14 protein-coding genes are annotated in these 20,930 nt (G+C 69.3%); 8 read left to right on the top strand and 6 right to left on the bottom strand.

The genetic code is table 11. The annotated features are described in order from the left end of the window. The first annotated feature begins 149 nt into the window (after positions 1–149). From DMB37_RS23070 to DMB37_RS23060, 3 genes are all read left to right on the top strand, one after another. Positions 150–1,766 carry an aldehyde dehydrogenase family protein gene (locus DMB37_RS23070; protein WP_135234480.1) on the top strand — a complete coding sequence of 539 codons (1,617 nt, stop codon included), beginning with the start codon at positions 150–152 and terminating at the stop codon, positions 1,764–1,766. Continuing rightward, positions 1,763–2,596 (top strand): SDR family oxidoreductase, encoded by an 834-nt coding sequence (locus DMB37_RS23065; protein ID WP_135234479.1) that lies wholly within the window; start codon positions 1,763–1,765, stop codon positions 2,594–2,596. Before DMB37_RS23070 ends, DMB37_RS23065 begins: the two co-directional genes overlap by 4 nt. Positions 2,597–3,030: 434 nt before the next feature. Then, positions 3,031–3,924 (top strand): LysR substrate-binding domain-containing protein, encoded by an 894-nt coding sequence (locus tag DMB37_RS23060; protein WP_107653822.1) that lies wholly within the window; start codon positions 3,031–3,033, stop codon positions 3,922–3,924. Here DMB37_RS23060 and DMB37_RS23055 read toward each other — a convergent pair whose 3' ends face one another. After that, positions 3,925–5,490: an amidase gene (locus tag DMB37_RS23055; protein WP_135234478.1), complete on the bottom strand. Its 1,566-nt coding sequence runs from the start codon at positions 5,488–5,490 to the stop codon at positions 3,925–3,927. Positions 5,491–5,670: 180 nt separating this feature from the next. On the opposite strand from DMB37_RS23055, the gene DMB37_RS23050 reads away from it, so the two are divergent. Genes DMB37_RS23050 through DMB37_RS23040 form a run of 3 tightly spaced genes read left to right on the top strand, consistent with a single transcriptional unit; the run spans position 5,671 to position 11,167 of the window. Then, the gene (locus tag DMB37_RS23050) at positions 5,671–8,232 is read left to right on the top strand and encodes a serine/threonine-protein kinase (protein ID WP_135234477.1); all 2,562 of its coding nucleotides are present in this window, start codon (positions 5,671–5,673) and stop codon (positions 8,230–8,232) included. Beyond that, positions 8,229–10,451 (top strand): serine/threonine-protein kinase, encoded by a 2,223-nt coding sequence (locus tag DMB37_RS23045; protein ID WP_135234476.1) that lies wholly within the window; start codon positions 8,229–8,231, stop codon positions 10,449–10,451. Before DMB37_RS23050 ends, DMB37_RS23045 begins: the two co-directional genes overlap by 4 nt. Further along, positions 10,448–11,167, top strand: coding sequence for a cyclase family protein (locus DMB37_RS23040; protein WP_135234475.1), 720 nt, complete (start codon positions 10,448–10,450; stop codon positions 11,165–11,167). Before DMB37_RS23045 ends, DMB37_RS23040 begins: the two co-directional genes overlap by 4 nt. Before the next feature lie 5 nt (positions 11,168–11,172). Here the strand turns inward: DMB37_RS23040 and hpt are convergent, their stop codons facing one another. The 4 genes from hpt to dacB form a co-directional block, all read right to left on the bottom strand. Continuing rightward, positions 11,173–11,724, bottom strand: a complete 552-nt coding sequence (hpt, locus tag DMB37_RS23035; protein WP_107653817.1) for a hypoxanthine phosphoribosyltransferase — start codon at positions 11,722–11,724, stop codon at positions 11,173–11,175. Between the two features lie 118 nt (positions 11,725–11,842). After that, positions 11,843–12,877 (bottom strand): tRNA lysidine(34) synthetase TilS, encoded by a 1,035-nt coding sequence (gene tilS / locus DMB37_RS23030; RefSeq protein WP_135234474.1) that lies wholly within the window; start codon positions 12,875–12,877, stop codon positions 11,843–11,845. A gap of 132 nt (positions 12,878–13,009) precedes the next feature. Further along, entirely contained in the window at positions 13,010–14,143 is a 1,134-nt protein-coding gene (locus DMB37_RS23025; protein ID WP_135234473.1) for a zinc-dependent metalloprotease, read from the bottom strand. A gap of 13 nt (positions 14,144–14,156) precedes the next feature. Next, positions 14,157–15,611, bottom strand: a complete 1,455-nt coding sequence (gene dacB, locus DMB37_RS23020; protein WP_370465183.1) for a D-alanyl-D-alanine carboxypeptidase/D-alanyl-D-alanine-endopeptidase — start codon at positions 15,609–15,611, stop codon at positions 14,157–14,159. 158 nt (positions 15,612–15,769) lie between these two features. On the opposite strand from dacB, the gene DMB37_RS23015 reads away from it, so the two are divergent. After that, on the top strand, positions 15,770–16,261 hold the full coding sequence (locus DMB37_RS23015) for an inorganic diphosphatase (RefSeq protein ID WP_107653814.1): 492 nt from the start codon (positions 15,770–15,772) through the stop codon (positions 16,259–16,261). Between the two features lie 57 nt (positions 16,262–16,318). On the opposite strand, the gene DMB37_RS23010 is transcribed toward DMB37_RS23015, so the two are convergent. Next, positions 16,319–19,366 (bottom strand): BTAD domain-containing putative transcriptional regulator, encoded by a 3,048-nt coding sequence (locus tag DMB37_RS23010; RefSeq protein WP_135234472.1) that lies wholly within the window; start codon positions 19,364–19,366, stop codon positions 16,319–16,321. 320 nt (positions 19,367–19,686) lie between these two features. Between DMB37_RS23010 and DMB37_RS23005 the strand changes: the two genes are divergently transcribed. After that, positions 19,687–20,877 (top strand): beta-lactamase family protein, encoded by a 1,191-nt coding sequence (locus tag DMB37_RS23005; protein WP_240771627.1) that lies wholly within the window; start codon positions 19,687–19,689, stop codon positions 20,875–20,877. The last annotated feature ends 53 nt before the right edge of the window (positions 20,878–20,930 follow it).

Here is a 20,930-nt window from a genome sequence, read left to right as displayed (position 1 = left end):
ATTTGTTCGCAGAGCACAAATCCACTCGACTCTGTTGACAAACTGAGCCAAGAATCTCCCCTCGAATTGTGCCACTCTCATAGTTCAGTGGCCTGACTCACATAAGTCAGCCCACGCGGTTCACAGCACAACGTCAGTGGGAGAACAGCGTGACCAACACCGAACCAGCGCCCGGCGCGGCCAAAAAGGCACCGGCGCTTAAGACAACTGCGCAGAAGGCGGCGGACCAGGCAGCCGCCGTCATCGAGGTGCGCAATCCCGGCACCGGCGCGGTGGTCGGGACGGTGCCCGCGATGAGCGCCGACGAAGTGGCGGCCAAGGTCCGCGAGCTGCGGCTGTTCCAGCCGGAATGGGAAGCCATCGGCCCGAACGGCCGCAAGGAATGGCTGCTCAAATTGCAGGACTGGCTGATCGACAACACCGACACGATCGCCGATGTGGTGCAGTCCGAGACGGGCAAGCCGCGCGTCGACTCACTGATCGATCCCGCGTTCGCCACCGATCTGCTCGGTTACTACGCGCGTCGCGCCGCCAAGTTCCTCGCCGACGATCATCCGTCCCCGCACAGCCCGCTGGCGCGGGTGAAGAAGCTGACGACCGCGTACAAGCCGTATCCGGTCGTCGGCGTCATTACACCGTGGAACTTCCCGCTCGCCATGCCCGCGCTCGACGTGTTCCCCGCGCTGGCCGCGGGCGCCGCCGTGATCCTGAAGCCGTCGGAGGTGACACCGCTTTCCGCGCTCGAAATGGCAAGGGGCTGGGCCGAAATCGGCGCTCCGCCGGTGTTCGCCGTGGTCACCGGCGCGGCCGCGACCGGCGCCGCCGTCATCGAGAACGCGGACTATATCCAGTTCACCGGCTCGACCGCGACGGGTCGCAAGATCGCCGTGGCCTGCGCCGAGCGGATGGTCCCGTACAGCCTGGAACTCGGCGGCAAGGACCCGGCCATCGTGCTGTCCGACGCGGATGTGGACCGGGCCGCGCACGGCATCGCGTTCGGCGGCATGTTCAACTCCGGCCAGGTGTGTATCTCGGTGGAGCGGGTGTACGTCGAGGCGCCGGTCTACGACGAGTTCGTGGCCAAGCTGACCGCGAACGTCAAGGCGCTGCGCCAGGGCATCGACGGCCGCGAGTCCAAGCACGACGTCGGCGCGCTGGCCAACGAGAACCAGACCTCCATCGTGCAGCGCCATGTCGACGAGGCCGTCGCGGCCGGGGCCAAGGTGCTCACCGGCGGCAAGCGAGCCGGGTTCGGCACCGCGTTCGAGCCGACAGTGCTCGTCGATGTCGACCACACCATGTCCTGCGTCACCGAGGAGACCTTCGGCCCGACCCTGCCGGTGATGAAGGTGGCCGACGAGGCGGAAGCCGTTCGGCTGGCCAATGATTCGATCTACGGGCTGTCCGCGTCGGTGTGGACCGGCGACAAGGAGCGCGGCGAGCGGATCGCCCGACAGCTCAACGCGGGCGCGGTGAACATCAACGACGTGTTCGTGAACCTGTTCAGCTTCGCTCTGCCGATGGGCGGCTGGGGCCAGTCCGGCGTCGGCGCGCGCTGGGGCGGCGCCAACGGCGTCCGCAAGTACTGCCGTCAGCAGGCGATCACCACCCCGCTGCTGCCGACCCAGGAAAAGGAACTGTTCTGGTTCCCCTATCAGATGCCCAAACTGCTGTTCGCCGTCGCCGCGATGCGGGCCGCCGGGGCGCGCGGGCTGCGCCGGATCGACATTCCTGCTGTGCTGAAACTCAAGGGAGACAACAAGTGACCGACACTTCGAAGATTCGCGGCAAGGTCGTCGTCATCACCGGCGGCGCCCGCGGCATCGGGCTGGCCACCGCGACCGCGCTGCAGGCGCTCGGCGCCAAGGTCGCGATCGGCGATATCGACGAAGCCACCGTCAAGGAGTCCGGCACCGCCCGCGGCTTCGAGCTGTACGGCAAGCTCGATGTCACCGACGCCACCTCGTTCGAGAGCTTCCTGGACGAGGTCGAGCGCACCGTCGGCCCGATCGACGTGCTGGTCAACAACGCGGGCATCATGCCGACCGGCAAGCTGGTGGACGAGCCGGATCAGATCACCCGGCGGATCCTGGACATCAATGTCTACGGCGTAATCCTGGGCTCCAAGCTGGGTCTGGCCCGGATGCTGCCGCGCGGCAGCGGCCACGTCATCAATATCGCCTCGCTCGCCGGCGAGACGCACATCCCCGGCCTGGCCACCTACAACGCGAGCAAGCACGCGGTGCTCGGCTTCACCGACACGCTGCGCGAGGAGTACCGGGAATCCGGTGTGCGCTTCTCCTCGGTGCTGCCGACGCTGACCAACACCGAGCTGGGTGCGGGCGTCACCGCGCCGAAGTTGCTGCGCCCGGCCGAGCCGGAGGAGATCGCCGACGCCATCGTCGGGCTGATCGTCGCGCCGAAGTCGAAGGTCAGGGTGACCGCGGTGGCGGGCTTCATCTCGCAGGTGGTCGGCCTGCTGCCGGACGCGGTCGGCGACGGCATCGCCAGGGCGCTCGGCGCTGGTCACGCCTTCCTCGACGACGTCGACGCGGAGAAGCGCAAGGCTTACGAGGATCGCGCCCGCAGCGTCTGATCCCGGTACGGCAGCGGCGCCGCGGTCCCGGATTCGGCCGGGCCGCGGCGCTTTTGCGTGCGTAGCGAAGGTCCGAATTGCGAGACTTGCAGCAATACAAACCAAATTGTGATGAAAGTCACTATAGAGGGGGCAAATCACCGCTGGTCGGCCAGATGGGGGTGTCCAGCGGACGAACGGCAACCATACAGACCGCCAGTTCGGGCTTGCTCGACACACTCCGAGCGAACATCATTGCTGGTCAAGCGCCCAGATGCGGTTCACCGCCTAGGCGAGCGGCTGCATGCCCAACATTCGCGGAGTCGATGGTGCGTCACACCATCACAAGCAATATGCTGTCCCTAACAAACCTGTCGAATGTTTTGGTACCCGTATCCGAACTTTCTGGCCTGATAAGGCTGGAAATTCAGGACTGATTCTGATAGCAAGGGGCTATGGACCCGCATTTGCGCGACCTGCGGTATTTCGTCGCCGTCGCTGAGGAACTGCACTTCACCAACGCCGCTCAGCGGCTGCACATCGCTCAACCCACCCTGTCGCGTCAGATCCGGCAGCTGGAACGCCAGCTCGACGTGGTCCTGTTCGACCGCAACCAGCGCAGCGTCGCCCTGACCGTGGCGGGCAAGGAACTGCTCGAGGGCGCGCGCAAGATCCTGGAGCTCTGGGAGGTCACCAACGTCTCGCTGCAGGAGGCGGGCGAGGTGCTGCGCGTCGGCATCCAATCCGCGCTCGGGCGTGGACTGTTGAACGACCTGGAGAGCGCCAGCGGCCACCGGCTCGCACTGCACGCGGCCTCGTGGACCGACCCGTCCAGCGGCCTGGCCGGCCGGCAAGCCGACCTGTCGCTGGTGTGGCTGCCGCTGCCCGACCCGAACCGTTACCGCTGGCAGGTGCTGCGCACCGAGCCGCGCTGGGTGCTACTCCCGGAGAACCACCCGCTGGCCGATCGGGAAACCATCGAGTTCACCGACCTGCTCGACGAGCCGTTCATCGCGCTGCCCACCGAAGCCGGTGCGGTGCGCGACTTCTGGCTCGGCAACGACGCGCGCAACGGACGCCAGCCCAAGATCGGCGCCGAGGCGGCGACCCCCGAGGACAAGCTGGAGGCCGTGAGCCTCGGCCTCGGCGTCTGCCTGCTCGCCGAGAACAACGTGCCGATGTACCGCTGGCCCGGCCTCACCGCGCGACCGGTGGCCGGCCTCGCGCCGTGCGAGCTTGCCGTGGCGTGGCGCGCCGACGACCAGCGCCCGACCATTCTGGAGTTCGCCGGACGCGCCGTCGACGGCGGGTTCTCGGTGCAGCAGCCGCAACCCGCCGTCAGCGCTTGATCAGTTGATGGTGCGCCGCCAGGGGTGCAGCGATTCCAGTTGCGCGGACAACCGCAGCAGGGTGGATTCGCTCCCCGGCGGACCGGCCAGCTGAGCGGCCACCGGCGTGCCGACGTCGGCGTGCATGCCCATCGGGATGGACGCGGCGGGCCAGCCGACCAGGTTCCAGAGCGGGGTGAAGGGGGAAAACCGCGAGCTGGCAAGCACATTGGCCAGCCAACCGCGGTGGTGCCAGGCCCGCGCCTTGGGCGGCGGACCGGCGAGCGTGGGTGTGATCACCACGTCGTAGCGTTCGAAGTATTCGAGTAGCCGGGCCTCGACCCGGTCGACCTGCGCCGGGCGCACCAGGCGTAGTCGCTGGACCAGGCGGCCGAGCGCCAGGTGCCTGCGCGTACGGGGTTGCAGCCGTTCGGGATTCGGTAGCACGGCGGCGTCGCGGGAACCGAAGGCCAACCAGCGCAAGAAGATCGAGATCAGCGCGTCGCCGTAGGGCAGCGTGGTCGGCTCGACGAGATGGCCTGCCGCCGCGGCCACCGAGGCGGCGGTGCGGGCGGCATTGGTCCACTGCCGGTCGACGCGGAAGAAGCGGTACGGCGGAGCCACGGCTAGGCCGATGCGTAGTCGGCCCGGTGGATCCACCTCGGCTAGGTCCGGACGGGCGGCCAGCACCGATAGCGCGAGCGCCGCGTCGCCGACTGTCGTTGCGAGCACACCGTTTTCGATCATGCCGGACCAGGAGTCCACGCCGATCTCCGCGGGCACCGTGTAGCGCCCCGGCTTGATGCCGAACACGCCGCAGCACGCCGCGGGGATGCGTAGCGAGCCGAGCCCGTCGTTGCCGTGCGCGATCGGCACCAGCCCGGCGGCGACCGCGGCGGCCGCACCGCCGGACGAGCCGCCCGCGCTGCGCGCGACATTCCATGGATTGCCGGTGATCCGGTCCGGGGTATCGGTGGTGCCCCACAGCCCGAGCTCCGGCACGGTGGTGAGCCCGACGATCACCGCGCCCGCGGCGCGCAGCCTGCGCACCACCGCATGATCATCGGCGACCGGGCGGGCATCGGTGGCCGCCGAACCCGAACGCATCGTCTCGCCCGCCACCGCGATGTTGTGCTTGATCGCGATCGGCACACCGGCCAGCGGCAGCACGTCCAGATCCGCGCGCTGCTCCAGCGCCGCCGCCTCGGAGCGGGCCTTCTCGGTCCGAATGACGCTGAACGCATTGGTGTTCCGGTGTTCGGCGACGATCCGGGCAACGGTGGCCTCGACCACCTCCGTCGCGGTCAGCGAGCCGTCGCGGACACCGGCCGCGATGGCCGTCGCCGGGCCGCGGGTGAGGTCCTGGCCGACCGCGATTTGGTCGCAGGCACCCAGCGGACTATCTTGAGCGGGCGCGCTCGCCTCGACGTCGGATCGGGGAGCCGGTGACTGTGCGACGGCCACCTGGGTGAGCGTCGATTGTTTCGGATTGATCTGCGCGACCGCCGGGTGATCGGCGGCTGTTTCCGTGCCGGAAGTTTCGGTGTCCGCCGAACCATCCGCCACCGCTGTGGCCTTGATCTGCATGTGCTGGTCGTCCCCCGTCGCATCGTTGTCGAATTCGGGTGATCGCTCTCAAGCCGCAAGTTATCATTCCGAATACTGCTCGGGGGATGATGGCGGCGGGTGTGGCGGAATTTCTCCGCGATATCTAACCGACCGACCAGTGCGGATTCTCCGGTATCCGCCGAGCCACTAGGTCCGAGAATGAGTGCCAACGCCGATAGAAGTTCCGATTCCACCGCGGGTTTCGCGGCGAGCGCTGGTTTCGGTAACCACCCACTGCGCACCGAATTCAACGCCGTCGCCGCCTTCGCCGCGGCCTGGGAAGATTCCGCCGCTGCCCACCCGCCCGACATCGCCGAGTACCTGCCGGACGCGCGGACGCTGCGCACCGAGGCGCTGCTCGAGCTGATCCGCGTCGACCTGCGGCACCGCTGGCTGCGCAAGTCCGGGCAAGACTCCGCCCTGCCGGAACAGCCACGTCCGCAGACCCGCAAACGTCTCGCCGAATACTGCGCCGAATTTCCCGAACTCGTACCGGGCAGTATCCCGGCCGGGCTGGTGTACGAGGAGTTCGTCATCCGCCGCCACAGCGGCGAACGAGTGGATCCGCGCGAATGTCTGCGCGAATATCCGCACCAGGCTAGCGAACTGCGCGCCATGTTGAACGCCGATGACGACGATCAGAGCACCCGGCGGGCGGCGGTCGAGGATTCCACCCGGACCGCGCTCGCCCGGACCAGAGCCGCCTTTCTCGACAGCGAATTGAACCGAACCACCGAGTCCGTCCGTAGTTCAGAAGTGACCCGAGCAACCACCGGCCTGACCGGAACGGCGACAGCCGTGCCGACCACGGTCGGCGCCGGGGCCGGCCACCTCGACGCGCTCGACCGGATCGAAATCGGCCAGCGGATCGATGATTTCGACCTGCTGACCGGGCTGGGCAGCGGCGCGTTCGCCCGCGTCTTCCTGGCCAGGCAGCGGTCCCTGCAGCGGCTGGTCGCGGTCAAGATCTCCGCCGACCACGGCACCGAGCCGCAGACGCTGGCCCAGCTCGACCACGACTACATCGTGCGCGTGTTCGACCAGCGGCTGCTCGACGACGCCGAGGCCGGTGCCGCGCGCAGGCTGCGGCTGCTCTACATGCAGTTCCTGCCGGGCGGCACGCTGCTCGGCGTGCTGCGCTGGGTGCGCGCCACCCCGCCCGCCGAGCGCAGCGGTCAGCTGCTGCTCGACGCCGTGGACGCGGCCATGGAGGAGAAGGGCGAGATCCGGCCGACCGACTCCAGCGTGCGCGCCGAGATCGCCTCGCTCAGTTGGCCGGAGACGGTGGCGTGGCTGGGGCGCAGGCTGGCCGAGGCGCTCGACTACGCCTCGGCGCACGGCGTGCTGCACCGTGACGTGAAGCCGGCCAATGTGCTGCTGACCGCCGAGGCGGTGCCGAAGCTGGCCGACTTCAACATCAGCTTCAGCCGCAATGTCGAGGGCACCAGTCCGGTGGCCTATTTCGGCGGTTCGCTGGCGTACATGTCGCCCGAGCAGCTGGAGGCCTGCCATCCCGGGTTCGGCCGCAGCGCGGCGGATCTGGATACCCGGGCCGACATCTACTCCCTCGGTGTGGTGCTGTGGGAATTGCTCACCGGGGCAAAGCCGTTCGACGACAGCACCGCGGGCGCCGACGGCTACGGCGACGACACGACGCTGGAGGCCATGCTCGAGCGGCGCACCGCGGGCGTGGACGCGGCCGCGCTGCAACGGGTACCGGCCGACTGCCCGGCGGCGCTGCGCCGGGTGCTGCTGAGCTGTCTTTCGCCCGATCGGTCCATGCGCTGGGCCAACGGATGCGTCCTGGCCAGGCAGCTGGAACTCTGTCTCGACGCGCGCGCCCGTGAGCTCGTCGACCCGGCGCCCAACAGCTGGCGGCTGCGGTTGCGGCCGTGGATGGTGCTGGTCACGCTGCTGTCGGTCGGGCTGCCGAATGTGCTTGCCTCGCTGTACAACATCCAGCACAACCAGCATCTGATCATCAGCAGGCTGACCGAGGAGGCGCAGCACAGCTTCGTGATCATCACCGGTGTGGTGAACGCGGTGTTCTTTCCGGTGGGCATCGCGATCGTGGTGTACATGTCCAGGTCGCTGCTGACGGTGCCGCGCGGGCTACGCAAAGGCAGGCGCTACGACCCGGACACCCTCTGTCATGCCAGACGCGACGCACTACTGCTCGGCGATCGCGCGGTGGCCGTGGCGTTTTCGCTGTGGGTGCTGTCCGGCTTCACCTTTCCGCTCACGCTGCAACTGGTGACCGGCGACCTGCCCGCGCGGGCGATCGTGCACTTCCTCGCCTCGCTGGTGGTGTGCGGCGCCATCGCGGTGGCCTATCCGTTCTTCCTGCTGACCTTCTACATGGTGCGCTGCATCTATCCCCTGTTCCTCCGGCACGGTGACATCAGTCCGGCGGACGCGGTGTGGCTGCGCGGGCTGGACCGGCGATGCAACGGATACCTGGCGGTGGCGGCGTCGGTGCCGTTGCTCGCGGTGGCCGGGGTGACGTTCCTGCCGCCGTCCGACATTCCGATGGTGATCTTCGCGGTGCGCGTGCTGTGCGCGGGCGGCATCATCGCCTTCGTGGTGTCCTACCTGCTGTTCCGTGCGTTGGAAGCCGACCTGCGCGCGCTGGAGCGGGTGGTTTCGCCTGCGTCGGCCGGCGGGCAGGCCGGTACGGCCGAGCGCGCGGCGGATGCGGCTGCCGTGGAGACTCGCACGTGACGTCGTCGCGCGCCGACGCCGTCGCGCGGTTCGCCGCCGATTGGCAGCGCTGCCTGCGGGCTGAGCGCGTCACGCCGCCGCTGATCGCGGATTACGTGCCCGACGGCACCCAGGTGCGGCTCGCGGTGCTGACCGATCTGCTGCGCATCGATCTGCGCGAGCGCTGGGGCCGCGACGCCGACCTCGGCAAGCGGATCGCGGAGTACCGCAAGGAGTTTCCGGAGGTCGAGCACAGCCCCGAGCTGGCCGACCTGGTCTGCGAGGAGTTCCTGGCCCGACGCCGCCACGCACCGCTGGCGGTCGAGGAATTCCTCACCGAGTATCCGGAGCTCGCCGACGCGGTCCTCGAACGGCTGGCCGACTTCGATATCGACGACTTCGGCACCGCGGAAACCACCGAAGCCGTTGCCGCGCTGGCCGAGCTGAACCCCGGTCGGCGCATCGACGACTTCGACCTGATCACCGACCTCGGCAGCGGCCTGCTCGGACGCGTCTTCCTGGCCAGGCAGCGATCCATGCAACGCCTTGTCGCGGTGCGTCTTTCGGCGGGTCGCGCCGCCGCACCGCACACGATGGCGCAGCTCGACCACGCGCACGTCGTCCGAGTCTTCGATCAGCGAGTGCTGAGCACCGACAGCACCCGGCTCGGCGCCGACGCACCCCGGCTCGTCTATATGCAGTACCTGCCCGGCGGCACTGCGGTCGGCGTGCTCGATCAGCGGCGCACCGGCCCCGAGTCCGATGGTGGCGCGTTGTTGCTGCGCGCCATCGACACGGCGATGGCGGCGAAAGGTGAGATCCGGCCGTCGGATTCGAGTGTGCGGGCCGAGATCACGGCGTTGAGCTGGCCGGAGACGGTGGCCTGGGTGGGCAGGCGGCTGGCCGACGCGCTGGATTACGCGGAGCACCACGGCGTGCAGCATCACGACATCAAACCGGCGAACGTCCTGTTCACCGCCGAGGGTATTCCGAAGTTGGCCGATTTCGCGTTGCGCGAGTCGGGTCCACGGCCGATGACGAATCCTGCTGCGCAAGTCGATGATTCGCTGCCATACCAGTCGCCGGAGCAGCTGGCCCGGCTGCTCGACCCGGCCGCACCCGCACCGGGCACCCGCAGCGATCTCTACGCGTTGGGTGTGTTGCTGTGGGAAATGCTCTCGGGCGCTAGCCCATTCGATGACGCCCCACGGGCAGGCGAATCAGCCGCCGAGACCTACGCGCGCATGCTCGCCGTACGCCGCGCCGGTGTCACCGAGGCGGCGCTGTCCCGGCTGCCCGCGGACACCCCGGCGGCGCTGCGCCGCGTGCTGCTGGACTGCCTGCACGCCGACCCGGAACAGCGCTGGCGCAACGGCTTCGAGCTGGCCGGTCAGCTCGACCTGTGCCTCGACGCCCGCGCGCGCAACCTGACCGATCCGCCGCCGGCCAGCCTGGCCTACCGGGGCCGCGGCTGGCTGATCCCGTTCGCGGCCGTCTGCATCGGCGTGCCGAACGCGCTCGCCAGCTGGTACAACATCCAGCTGAACCAGTCGCTGATCGTCGACCGGATGTCGGCGGCCGACCAGGACCGGTTCGCCACGGTCGGCTTGCTCAACAATCTGATCGCCTTCCCGGTCGCGGCACTGCTGTTGATCTTCCTGACCCGCAGGCCGCTGACCATCGGCTTCCGGTTGGCGCGCGGCCGTGCGTATTCCGCGCAGACGCTGGCCAAGGCCCGCCGCGACACCTTGCTGATGGCCGACTGGGCGGTGCTGGTGCCGTTCGGCTTCTGGCTCGTCGCCGGCGTGATCTGGCCGCTCGGCCTGGCCCTGTCCGGTGTCGAGCTACCACCGAAGACGTTCCTGCATTTCTTTGCCGCACAGGTGGTTTGCGCCGCCATCGCGCTGGCGTATCCGTTCTTCCCGATCGCGGTCTACGCGGTCCGCTCGGTGTATCCACAGTTGCTGGTGCGCGGCGGGATCGGGCCCGGCGACGAGCGCCAGCTGCGAAAGCTGGCCCGGCGCGGCAACTTCTACCTCGGCGTCGCCGCGTCGGTGCCGCTGCTCGGGGTGGCGGGTGCGACCTTCGTCGACGCCGAAGATCTGGAGTTGGTGATCGTTCCGGTCCGCATGCTCAGCGTGGGTGGCATCCTGGCTTTCGTGGTTACCTACCGGTTGTTCCGCTGGCTAGAGGCCGATCTGCTCGCGCTGGCGCGGGCCATCCCGCAGCGGAAGCGATGACCTCGCCGCGGCCGCTCGGGCGGCTGGTCAGCCTGTCGCATGTGCACGATCCGGCCACCACCCCGCTGTATCCGGACGATCCGGAGTTCCGCACCGACATCGTGGCGACGGTCGCCAACGACGGCTACTACCTGCGCTACATCCAGCAGGGCGAGCACACCGGAACCCATTGGGGCGCACCGATTCACTTCCACTCCGACGGTCTCGGCGCCGACGAACTGGACCTGGACGATCTGCTGCTGCCCGCGGTGAAGGTCGACGTCCGGGAGCGGTGCGCCCGCGACCGGGATTACGCGATCACCGTCGCGGATCTGAAGCAGTGGGAGGGGCGGCACGGGCGCATTCCGAACGGCGCGGCGGTGATCGCCTGGACGGGCTGGGATGCCAAGTGGGGCACTGCGGAATTCCTCGGCACGGCCGAATCCGCGCACCATCAACCGGGTTTCGCGGTGGAGGCCATCGAATGGCTGCTGCGCACCGGCCGGCTCGGCCATCGCGGCGCGCTCGGCATCGACACCTTCGGTCCCGACCTGGGCACCGACGACACCTACACCGTCTCCAAGCTGCTCTACGGCGACCACCGCATCAGCCTGGAATGCCTGGCCAACCTGGCGGCCATCCCGGCGACGGGGGCCTGGATCCTGGTCGGCGGGCCGCTCTATCGTCGCGGCTCCGGCTCGCCCGCAACGATTTTCGGAATACTCCCCGACCGCTGACGGGGCTAGGAGTAGACCTTCGGGTCGAGGGTGCCGATGTAGGGCAGGTCGCGGTAGCGCTCCGCGTAGTCGAGGCCGTAGCCGACGACGAATTCATTCGGGATGTCGAAGCCGACGTGGGCGACGTCGACGTGGGTGCGTAACGCGTCCGGCTTGCGTAACAGCGTGACCACCTCGAGCGAGGCCGGATTGCGGGTGGATAGGTTGCGCTTGAGCCAGGACAGCGTCAGGCCCGAGTCGATGATGTCCTCGACGATCAGCACATTGCGGCCCGCGATGTCCTTGTCCAGATCCTTCATGATGCGGACCACGCCGGAGGAGGAGGTGGACGACCCGTACGACGAGACGGCCATGAACTCCATCTGGGTCGGGATCGGCAACGCCTTGGCGAGGTCGGTCATGAAGAAGATCGCGCCCTTGAGCACGCCCACCAGCAGCAGGTCACCCTCGGGGGCGTCCGCGGGATAGCGCTTGGCGATCAGCTCGGCCAGCTCTTTCGTCTTGCCTGCGATCTCTTCCTGGGTGATCAGAACAGACGCGATGTCGTCCCCGTACACGTCAGCTGTTCCCTTCTGGTTTTCGCTCCCGGACGGCCGACCCATTATGTGTCATCAGCCGCTGCGCAGACGCAGTAAACATTGGCGGCGTTCCCTGGCCCTGCGTGGTCACGCTTCGCTACCGCCTCCGGGCCTGACGCTCACGCCGCAGTGTCAGCCTGCCATGTTCGCGCGCCGCGACCAACCTGCTACCTGCCGAGCCGCCGCCGACGGCGACGCCGCCCTGCCCGCGCCAATCGGTGATCAGCTCCTCCACCGCGCGTAAATGCTTGCCGGTCAGCGCTTTCGCCCCGCCCGCGAGCAGCCAGGCCCGGATCGCCCGGCGGCGCAGGGCCGCGGGGGCAGTGGCGAGCGTCTCGATCGACAGCGTCGCGCCATCACCGGCGGTGTGCAGCAGCTCACCGGCAAGCGCGTCGAGCACGGCGCCGTCGGCGCGCAACTGTTCGGCGGTGCGCGCGAGCGCGGCGGCGACGCCACCGCCGAGCACGTCCTCCAGTAAAGGCAGCACCTCGGTGCGCAGGCGCACCCTGGTGAACTCGGACGACGTGTTGTGCGGATCCTCGTGCGGGGTGAGCGCCGCGTCGACGCACAGCTGCCGGGTCATCGCGCGCCGCACCCCGAGTAGCGGCCTGCCCCACGGCTCGGCCCAGGCGGCCATGCCTTGGATCGAGCGACCGCCGGACCCGCGTGCCAATCCGAGCAGCACGGTTTCCGCCTGATCGTCCAGAGTGTGTCCGAGCAGCACGGGCAGCCCGTGCCGGGCTTCGTCCAGCGCCGCGTACCGCGCTCGCCGCGCCGCGGCTTCCATGCCGCCGGCACCGACGACGTCGACCGCGAGCACCCGCGCTGATCGGCAGCCGAGCGCGAGCGCCGTCGCCGCGGCATCGGCCGCGACCACGTCGGAGCCCGGCTGCAATTGATGGTCGACCACGAGGGCATCGACTGCGTCCGCCTCGACAACCGCAGCCGCAGTGAGCGCTAACGAGTCCGCCCCACCGGACAGCGCAACGGCGACACCGCCCGACGCGTACTCCCCCAGCCAACCTCGAACAGCCCGCCGAACCTCCAGCACCGCCGCCGTCTCGGGCAGTCGTGCCCGTGAACCAGGCACCGGACGCTCAACCCCTGCGGGTTGCCCGGGCACACGACTCATATCCGGAGCGTACCGACCCGCCGCACGTCCAGCGGGGGCCCACCGTCCGCCTCCGCACGGCCTCGGTGCTGGACGGCACGCCTCTGTTCATAGGCCGCGCACCACGTGCACCGCTACCGGACCGGCCGGTCGTCAGCCGAGGACGCGGCTGACCCAGCGTTCCGGGTGCTCGATTTCGTCTGTGCGCGGCAGGGTTTCGCCGTCGGTCCAGATGGTGTTGAAGCGTTCCATGCCGACCCGGCCGACCACGTCGTCCACGAACGCCTTGCCGCGCACGTACTGCGCGACCTTGGCGTCCACCCCGAGCAGCGCGCGCATGATGCGCTGCAGCGGGTTGGTCGGGCGCTTGCGGCGCTGGTCGAAGGCGGAACGGATCTGTTCGACCGAGGGCACGACGGCGGGGCCGACGGCGTCCATCACGTGATCGGCGTGGCCTTCCAGCAGGGTGCCGAGCATGAGCAGGCGGTCGAGGGCCTCGCGTTGCGGCGGCGCCTGGGTGGCGCGCAGCAGGCCGACGATGCCGCGGGCGGCGGGATCGTCGGGGGTGCCGCCGCGGCGGCGGTCGCGCACCTCCTCGACCAGTCGCGACAGCATCTGGTTGAGCGGCTCGTCGCCGACCTCGCCGAGCACCTCGACATTGGCGCGCATGTAGTCGGCCAGCCAGGGCGCGGAGGAGAACTGCACCCGGTGAGTCACCTCGTGCAGGCAGACCCAGAGCCGGAAGTCGCTGGGCGAGACGCCGAGTGCGCGCTCGACCGCCATGATGTTCGGCGCGACCAGCAGCAGCGTGCCGTCCGGCCCGGTGAACGGGTCGTACTGGCCGAGGATCGCGGTGGACAGGAAGGCAAGCATCGCGCCTGCCTGCACGCCCGCCGGTTTGCCTTGCAGCAGTCCGCGCTCGCCGGTGTCGGCACCGGCGCCGGTGAGCTGGGACATCGAGTCGGCGGCCGCGCTGATCCAGCCCGGCCGGTCGACGATCCGGGCGGCGGGCACCGGCTGGTCGTCGAGCAACCCGCTCACTTCCCGGACCGGTCCCTCGGCGCGCACCGAGGCGGTGGCCAGTTCGGCGACGACCTGCTCGGCCGAGTAGCGCGAGGTGCGCGGGCCGGACGGCACCAGCGCGGCGCCGGTCTTCGCGGCCAGCTTCCAGTCGACGGCACCGGAGAACCCCGACCGGCCCGTGGACCGGTCGACCGCGCCCTCGGCGGCAGGCAGCACGGAACTGCCCGTGCCTGCGTCAGCTGGGTCGGTATTTTCTCCGTGCATTGTCAACCACCCGTCACGAACATCCACAGTTGCGTAGCGTGCCTGCGATCGCGTCCAAGGCGGGCCTGCTCACCTCCGGCGGTCGATCGTTCGACATCAACGCGAAGGTCAGCACCCGCCCGTCGGCGTCCAGCACATACCCGACCAACGCGCTGGACACCGACAGAGTTCCGGTCTTGGCTCGCACCCAGCCCGCGGCGTTGCGGTCGCGCACGACGTAGCGGCTGGTCAGCGAGCCGGTCGCGCCGGCGATCGGCAGTGCGTCCAGCAGCGGTGCCAAAGTCGTGGCGAGCTGGTCGTTTTCGGGCCTGGCCATGGTGTTCGACGGTTGGATCGCGGTGGCCGCGGTCGGCTTGGCCGCGGTGGCCACGATCCGGTCGAGCAGTCGCGCCGGAATCCGGTCGTCGACCGACAAGCCGCTGTTGTCGTGCATGACCACGCCGGACACGTCGAATCCCGCCTTGCTCAGCGCGGCGTTCACCGCGTTGACCGCGCCGGTGAACGACGCCTCGCCGCCGGTGGCGACCGAGATCTCCCGCCCGACCGTCTCGGCGAGCACGTTGTCGGAGTAGACCATCAGGTCGCGCAGCCGGTCGCGCAGCGGCGCCGAGCGCACGCTCGCCACCTCGGCCGCACCCGGCGCCGCGGTGCCGAGCCGCACCTTGGCCGGGTCGAGGCCCAGGTCGGTGGCCAGTCGGCGCCCGGCATCCAAGCCCGGTGTCGGGGTGCGCGGCGAGTATTCGACCAGCGGGCGGAGCCTGCCGCCGTCGATCATTACCGGATCGATCGGCGCGATCGAGCCGTCGCCGATATCGATCGGATCCCAGCCCTGGGCCATGGACGGCCCGGTGTAGGCGGAGGTGTCCACCAGGATCGTGTCGACGGCCCGGCCGGAGCTCTTGATCTGGCTCACCAGGTCGGACAGGCGCGGCCCGTTCGGGTAGTAGCCCTTGCCCTCCGGCTCCGCGGTCAGCGTCGGATCACCGCCGCCCACGAGCACCAGCTCGTTGGGCGCGGTCCCGGCCACCACCTTGGTGGTCACCCGGTGGTCCGCGGGCAGGGTGAGCAGCGCGGCGGCGGTGAGCAGGATCTTCGCCGTGGACGATGGGATCATCGCCCGGTTCGGGTCGCCGCTCCACAGCACCGTCGCGCTGTCGGCGTCGGTGACCTGCCCGGCGAAGGCGCCAAGGTCGGGATTGCCGATGACCGGCGCGAGCGCGGCGGCCACCCCGGCCGGGCTCGGCGCGGGCGCGTTCGACGGCGCGGGGGCGACCTGTGGAAAGGGGCGGACCGGCGCGGGCGGGGCGGCCGTGGTCAGCCCGCCGTGCCGGAATTCGTCGGTCCACGGCTTGACCGTGAGCAGCACCCCGCCGCCCGCCGCGAGCACCACGGCCAGCGTGAGACCGAACCCGATCCAGAGATTGCGGCGCCGCCGGGCAGCCAAGCCACCGATGTTCTTACCAACCACAGCCCGCAGCTCTCCTCGACTGATTTCCGCAGCAGCCGCCTGCCGCACCCATGTCCCCGCCGACCACACTATCCTCGTTGCGCAACCGTTCCCCCGAACAACCTGGCGAGTCGGCAGTCGTTACTGCTCATGCTCATAGATGCACCGAAGGAGATGGCGTGGAGTTCGACGTCACCATCGAGATCCCCAAGGGCTCTCGGAACAAGTACGAGGTCGATCACGAGACCGGACGGGTCCGGCTCGACCGGCACCTCTACACCTCCATGGTCTACCCCGCCGACTACGGCTACATCGAGAACACCCTGGGCGAGGACGGTGACCCGCTGGACGCGCTGGTCCTGCTGCCCGAGTCGGTGTTCCCCGGCTGCCTCATCGAGGTGCGCCCGGTGGCGATGTACAAGATGGTCGACGAGGCAGGCGGCGACGACAAGGTGCTGTGCGTACCGGCCGGCGATCCGCGCTGGGACCACATCCAGGACCTGAAGGATGTGCCGGAGTTCGAGCTGGCCGCGATCAAGCACTTTTTCGAGCGCTACAAGGATCTCGAGCCGGGCAAGTACGTGAAGGGCTCGGAGTGGGTCGGCCGCGCCGAGGCCGAGACCGAGGTTGCCGCCTCGATCCAGCGGCTGAAGGACAACGGCGGGCACTGACGCCGGCACGACAAAGCGGGAAGTCCGTTCGGGCTTCCCGCTTTTTCTGTCCAGGCCCTACCCGGCGGCGCGATTGCGCCGCTGCTTGCGTTCGGCGATCACCTCGTCCAGGTGTTCGCGGAGCAATTGCAGGATCGGCGCCTCCACCTCGCTGTCGAGCCGCTCGTGGGTGAAGTGCGCGTCCTCCATCGGCGCGAAAGCCTCTGCCGCCGAACGGTATGCGCAGTACGCCTGATGGGTCCGGCCGAGGGATTGCAGGATGAGCCCGTGCATCACCAGCACCCTGGCCCTGGTCAGTGGCCCGATCGCGCGGTTGAGCATCCGGATCGCCGCGTCCGCGATCGGCTCGGCCTGGGCCGGCTGACCGGCCATCATGTGTACATGCGCCAGCCGCGCCAGCGCCCAGCCTTCGCGCAGTTCCACCCCGCTGAGCCGGGCCAGCTGGACCGCCTCGCGGCACAGCTCGATCGCGTGGGCGTGGTCGCCCTGGAAGGCCCGACTGACGCCGAGTTCGTGCGTCGCCATCGCCTCCAGCGCGGCATTGCCGATCTTGGCGGCGAGCGTCTTCGCCTCCGTCGCCCTGGCCTCGGCGGCGACGAATTGCCCACCGTCGGAGAGGGTTTTGGCGATGTGTACCAGGCTGGCGCACTCGACCGCCGGATCCTCGACCCGGCGAGCCAGCCGGATCGCGCGCTCGGCGTGCGCGAGCGAGGCCGCCGTCTCGGTGCCCATCCTGGTCGACGAGGCGAGCAGCTGCCCGGCGAACGCGATCAGCCGCACGTCGCTGGCCGAGGCCGGGTTCAGCGAGAGCGCGATGCGCTGGTGGTCGCGGCCCCGGCGCAGCGTGCCGAGCGAGTAGCTGTAGTTCGCACCGAGGGTCACCCTGATCCGGCATTCGACGCGGCGGTCACCCGCCCGCAACGCCGCGGCGAGCAATTTGTCGAGCGCACGGGACAGCTCCTGGCAGTGCGGGCCGCCGTCGATCAATTCCGCGGTGGCCCAGGCGATGTCGGCCGCGAGCACGAGCGCGGGACCACCCACCCGCGCGGTCTGCTCGTACAGCGAGATCAGATTCGGTCGCTCGACATCGAGCCAGTATTGCGCGGCGATGCTGTCGGTGAACGTCAGTCCGCCGGCCACGGTGTCGCCCAAGTGTTCCGGCAAGCGCGATCCCGGATTGCACACCACCATCAGGTTTTTCATGGTGGCCAGGTAGAAGTCCAGTAGCCGGGCCAGCGCACCGGAGGTGGGGTCGTCGGCCTCGGGAACGAGGTGGAGTTCGCGCGCGAACAAGCGCGGCAGATCGTGATAGGTGTAGCGCCCGGACGAACTGGTCTCCATCAGGTTCAGGTCGACGAGCGATTCACATAGCTCCTCGACCAGCATCCGGTCCGCGCCGAGGATGGCGGCCGCGCCGTCGAGCGAGATCTCCGCGACCTCCGGCGCAGCCAGCATCCGAAAGGCCCTGGCCTGCGCGCGATCGAGCTGGTCGTAGCTGAGCCGGAACGCCGCCTCGACCGCGAGATCGCCGCTGCGCAGCGTGCCGAGCCGCTGCTGCTCGTCGGCCAGCCGCTCGGCCAGGCTGCCGATGGTCCAGCTCGGCCTGGCCGCCAGCCGCGCGCCGACGATCCGGACGGCCAGCGGTAATCCGCCGCAGGCCTCGAGCACGCTGTGCACCGCGGCGGGCTCGGCGGCGACCCGCCGCAGGCCGGCGATCCCGGCGAGCAGGGTGTGCGCCTCGACCGGGGCGAGCACATCGAGCCGCACGCTGAGAACGCCCACTACACAAGGCAATTCGGGCATCGAGGAACGACTCGTGATCAACACTGCGGAGCCGGGCGTGCCCGGAATCAGCGGGGCCACCTGGTCCACGTCGCGCGCGTTGTCCAGCACGACGAGCACCCGTTTGCCGTCGAGGATGCTGCGGAACTGCGCCGAGCGCTCGGCGAGCGTCGGCGCGATCTCACCCTCCGCGACGCCGAGGGCACGCAGGAAATCGCCGAGGGTGTCCGCCGCCGGGGTACCTGCTCGGTCGCGACCGCGGGCCTGCGCGAAACCGTGCAGATCGACGTGCAGCTGCCCGTCCGGGAATCGGTCCCGGACGCGATGGCCGACATGCACCGCCAGCGCGCTCTTGCCGATACCGCCCATACCGTTGATCACACACACCGGCACCGCGAAACCGTCTGCGCGGGTGAGCCATTCGCTGATCCGCCGGACCGTCTCGGTGCGACCGGTGAAGTCGACGACGTCGGCGGGCAGCTGCGCGACCCGCGCCACCGTGCGGCGCGGCGGCCGCACGATCATCGCCGCACTGCCGGTATCGCGTTGTGGCGCACGCAGATCCCCGCGCAGGATGCGCTGGTGCAGCTCGGCGAGCGGCTGGCCGGGTTCGATGCCGAGCCGCTCGATGAGCACCTTGCGGGTGTCGGCGTACACCGCGAGCGCCTCGGCCTGCCTTCCCGCGTGATACAGCGCGGTCATCAGCAGGCCGCGCAGTTGCTCGCGCATCGGGTGCTCGGCCGACAGCGGCGTGAGCTCCGCGATCACCTCCGGATAGCGACCCAGGCGCAGGTCCAGCTCGATGCGCTGCTCCAGCAGCGCGACCCGGCGTTCGATCAGCTGGGTGCGCTGCCGATCGGCGTAGGGGCCGGGCAACCCGGCCAGCGGGGTACCCGACCAGAGCCGCAGCGCGGTGTCGAGCCGATCGCGCACCAGCTCGACCGTGTGCTGCGGATCGGTGCCGATCCGCTCCGGTTGCACCTCGACCAGCAGGTCGTCGACCAGCTCCACATCCACCGCGCCGGGGGCCAGCCGCAGCGCGTAGCCGCCGCCGAACCCGACGAGCACCGTGGCAGGCGCGCCGGACGGGCGCTCCGGCTCCAAGGCTCGGCGCAGATGCAGGATGTGATTGCGGAGCGCACCGATCGCGCTCGGCGTCGGATGCTCGCCCCAGACGCCGTCGATGAGTTCCGGCACCGTTGCCGAACGTCCGCTGCGCAGCAACAGGGCTGCCAGCAAGGCTCGGCGCTGTTTGGAGCCGAGATCGAGCTCCAGCTCGTCGCGCCACGCACGAACCTCGCCGAGCACAGCGAACTTCAGCATTCGGTCCCCTCTCTCACCATCGGACCTCCAGCTATGAACGTAGACAATCGTCCGACGTCTTCGTCGGCCAAGCTCGGCGACGTCACCGATGAGCCACTGTTGATCTGACGTCATCGTTACAGACATCCAACCAATGAATCGCTGAGATTTCCGTGACGACCAACTGACGTGGTGGTGCTAGCACCACCACGGCACGCCAGCAGACAGTACCCAGCATTCGGGTGCGCGCGGCATGGGCGCGAGGGCTCCCGGTTCCTAGGCTCGAAATCGTCGGGGACGCACCCATGCCTTCCGGCTCGAACAGGAGGAAGACACTGCTCATGAACCCATTTCGGCGCAACTCCGGTAAAGCGGCCCTCTCGGTCGTAGTGGCGGGCGCGGTGCTCGCCGCGGCCGCGTGCGGTGGTGAGACGTCGGTGGGCGCACCGGACGAGGCGGCGAAGACGACGCCGCCCACCGTGGCCGCCGCGATGGACAAGGTGGTGCGCCAGGGATTTCCCGGCGTGCAGGTGGTGATCGACGGGCCGGCCGGACATCGGACGTTCACCGCGGGGGTCGGCGACCTGAACACCCGCGCACCGTTCCCGGACGACGCGCGCGTCCGGATCGGCAGCAACACCAAGACCTACGTGGCGACGGTGATCATGCAGCTGGTGGCCGAGGGCAAGGTCGACCTGGACGCGTCGATCGAGCGCTACCTGCCCGGCATGGTGCAGGGCAACGGCAACGACGGTAACCGGATCTCGGTGCGCCAGGTGTTGCAGCACACCAGCGGCGTGCCGGACTACCTCGGTCGTGGTGCGGGCGACGGCATCACGACGCAGAATTCCGAACAGATCGACCCGGACGAGGAAACGCTGCGGTGGCAGCACTTCGAGATGACCGAGCTGGTCCGCCGGGCGATGACGGCCCCGCCCCAATTCGAGCCGGGCGCGAAGTCCGTCTACACCAACACCAACTACCTGCTGGCCGGCCTGCTGATCGAGCGGGTGACCGGCAATCCGGCCGCCGACGAGATCGGGCGCCGGATCCTCGAGCCGCTCGGCCTGCGCGACACCTATGTGCCTGCCGCCCGCGAGACCGGTATCCGCGGCCCGCACGCCCGCGGCTACCACCGGATCGACGGTAAGCCAGTCGATTTCACCGACTTCGACCCGTCCTGGGGTGCCACCGCGGGCGACATGATCGCTACTGCCACCGACATGAACCGGTTCTTCACCGCGCTGCTGGCCGGAAAGATCTTGCCGCCTGCGCAATTGGCCGAGATGAAGCGCACCGTCCCGTTCGACCGCATGCCGGGCGCGGACTACGGCCTCGCCCTGATCCACCGGACCGCGCCGTGCGGCAAAGAGGTCTGGGGCCACGGCGGCAGCATTCCCGGCTTCGAGACGCGCAACGGCGTGACGGCCGACGGCACCGCGGTGACCGTCACGGTCAACCAGCTGCCGGCCACCGAGGAGGAGGCCGACGCGGTCAACGGCGTGCTGGACGCCGCCCTGTGCGCCTCGTGATCACCTCATCCACCAGTAACCACGGCCCCCATATCGGGTGCGGCCGAACAACT

The organism is Nocardia sp. CS682, from assembly GCF_004634405.1.
Taxonomy (GTDB): Bacteria; Actinomycetota; Actinomycetes; order Mycobacteriales; family Mycobacteriaceae; genus Nocardia; species Nocardia ninae.
Note: the sequence above shows the minus strand (reverse complement) of the source record. Positions and strands in the feature narration are given on the sequence as shown.

Coding starts and splice junctions, on each gene's coding strand:
- DMB37_RS23055 (WP_135234478.1), bottom strand. CDS start 5,490: ATGCAGATCAAGGCCACAGCGGTGGCGGATGGTTCGGCGGACACCGAA.
- DMB37_RS23060 (WP_107653822.1), top strand. CDS start 3,031: ATGGACCCGCATTTGCGCGACCTGCGGTATTTCGTCGCCGTCGCTGAG.
- DMB37_RS23010 (WP_135234472.1), bottom strand. CDS start 19,366: ATGCTGAAGTTCGCTGTGCTCGGCGAGGTTCGTGCGTGGCGCGACGAG.
- DMB37_RS23050 (WP_135234477.1), top strand. CDS start 5,671: ATGAGTGCCAACGCCGATAGAAGTTCCGATTCCACCGCGGGTTTCGCG.
- DMB37_RS23040 (WP_135234475.1), top strand. CDS start 10,448: ATGACCTCGCCGCGGCCGCTCGGGCGGCTGGTCAGCCTGTCGCATGTG.
- DMB37_RS23025 (WP_135234473.1), bottom strand. CDS start 14,143: ATGCACGGAGAAAATACCGACCCAGCTGACGCAGGCACGGGCAGTTCC.
- DMB37_RS23005 (WP_240771627.1), top strand. CDS start 19,687: ATGAACCCATTTCGGCGCAACTCCGGTAAAGCGGCCCTCTCGGTCGTA.
- tilS (WP_135234474.1), bottom strand. CDS start 12,877: ATGAGTCGTGTGCCCGGGCAACCCGCAGGGGTTGAGCGTCCGGTGCCT.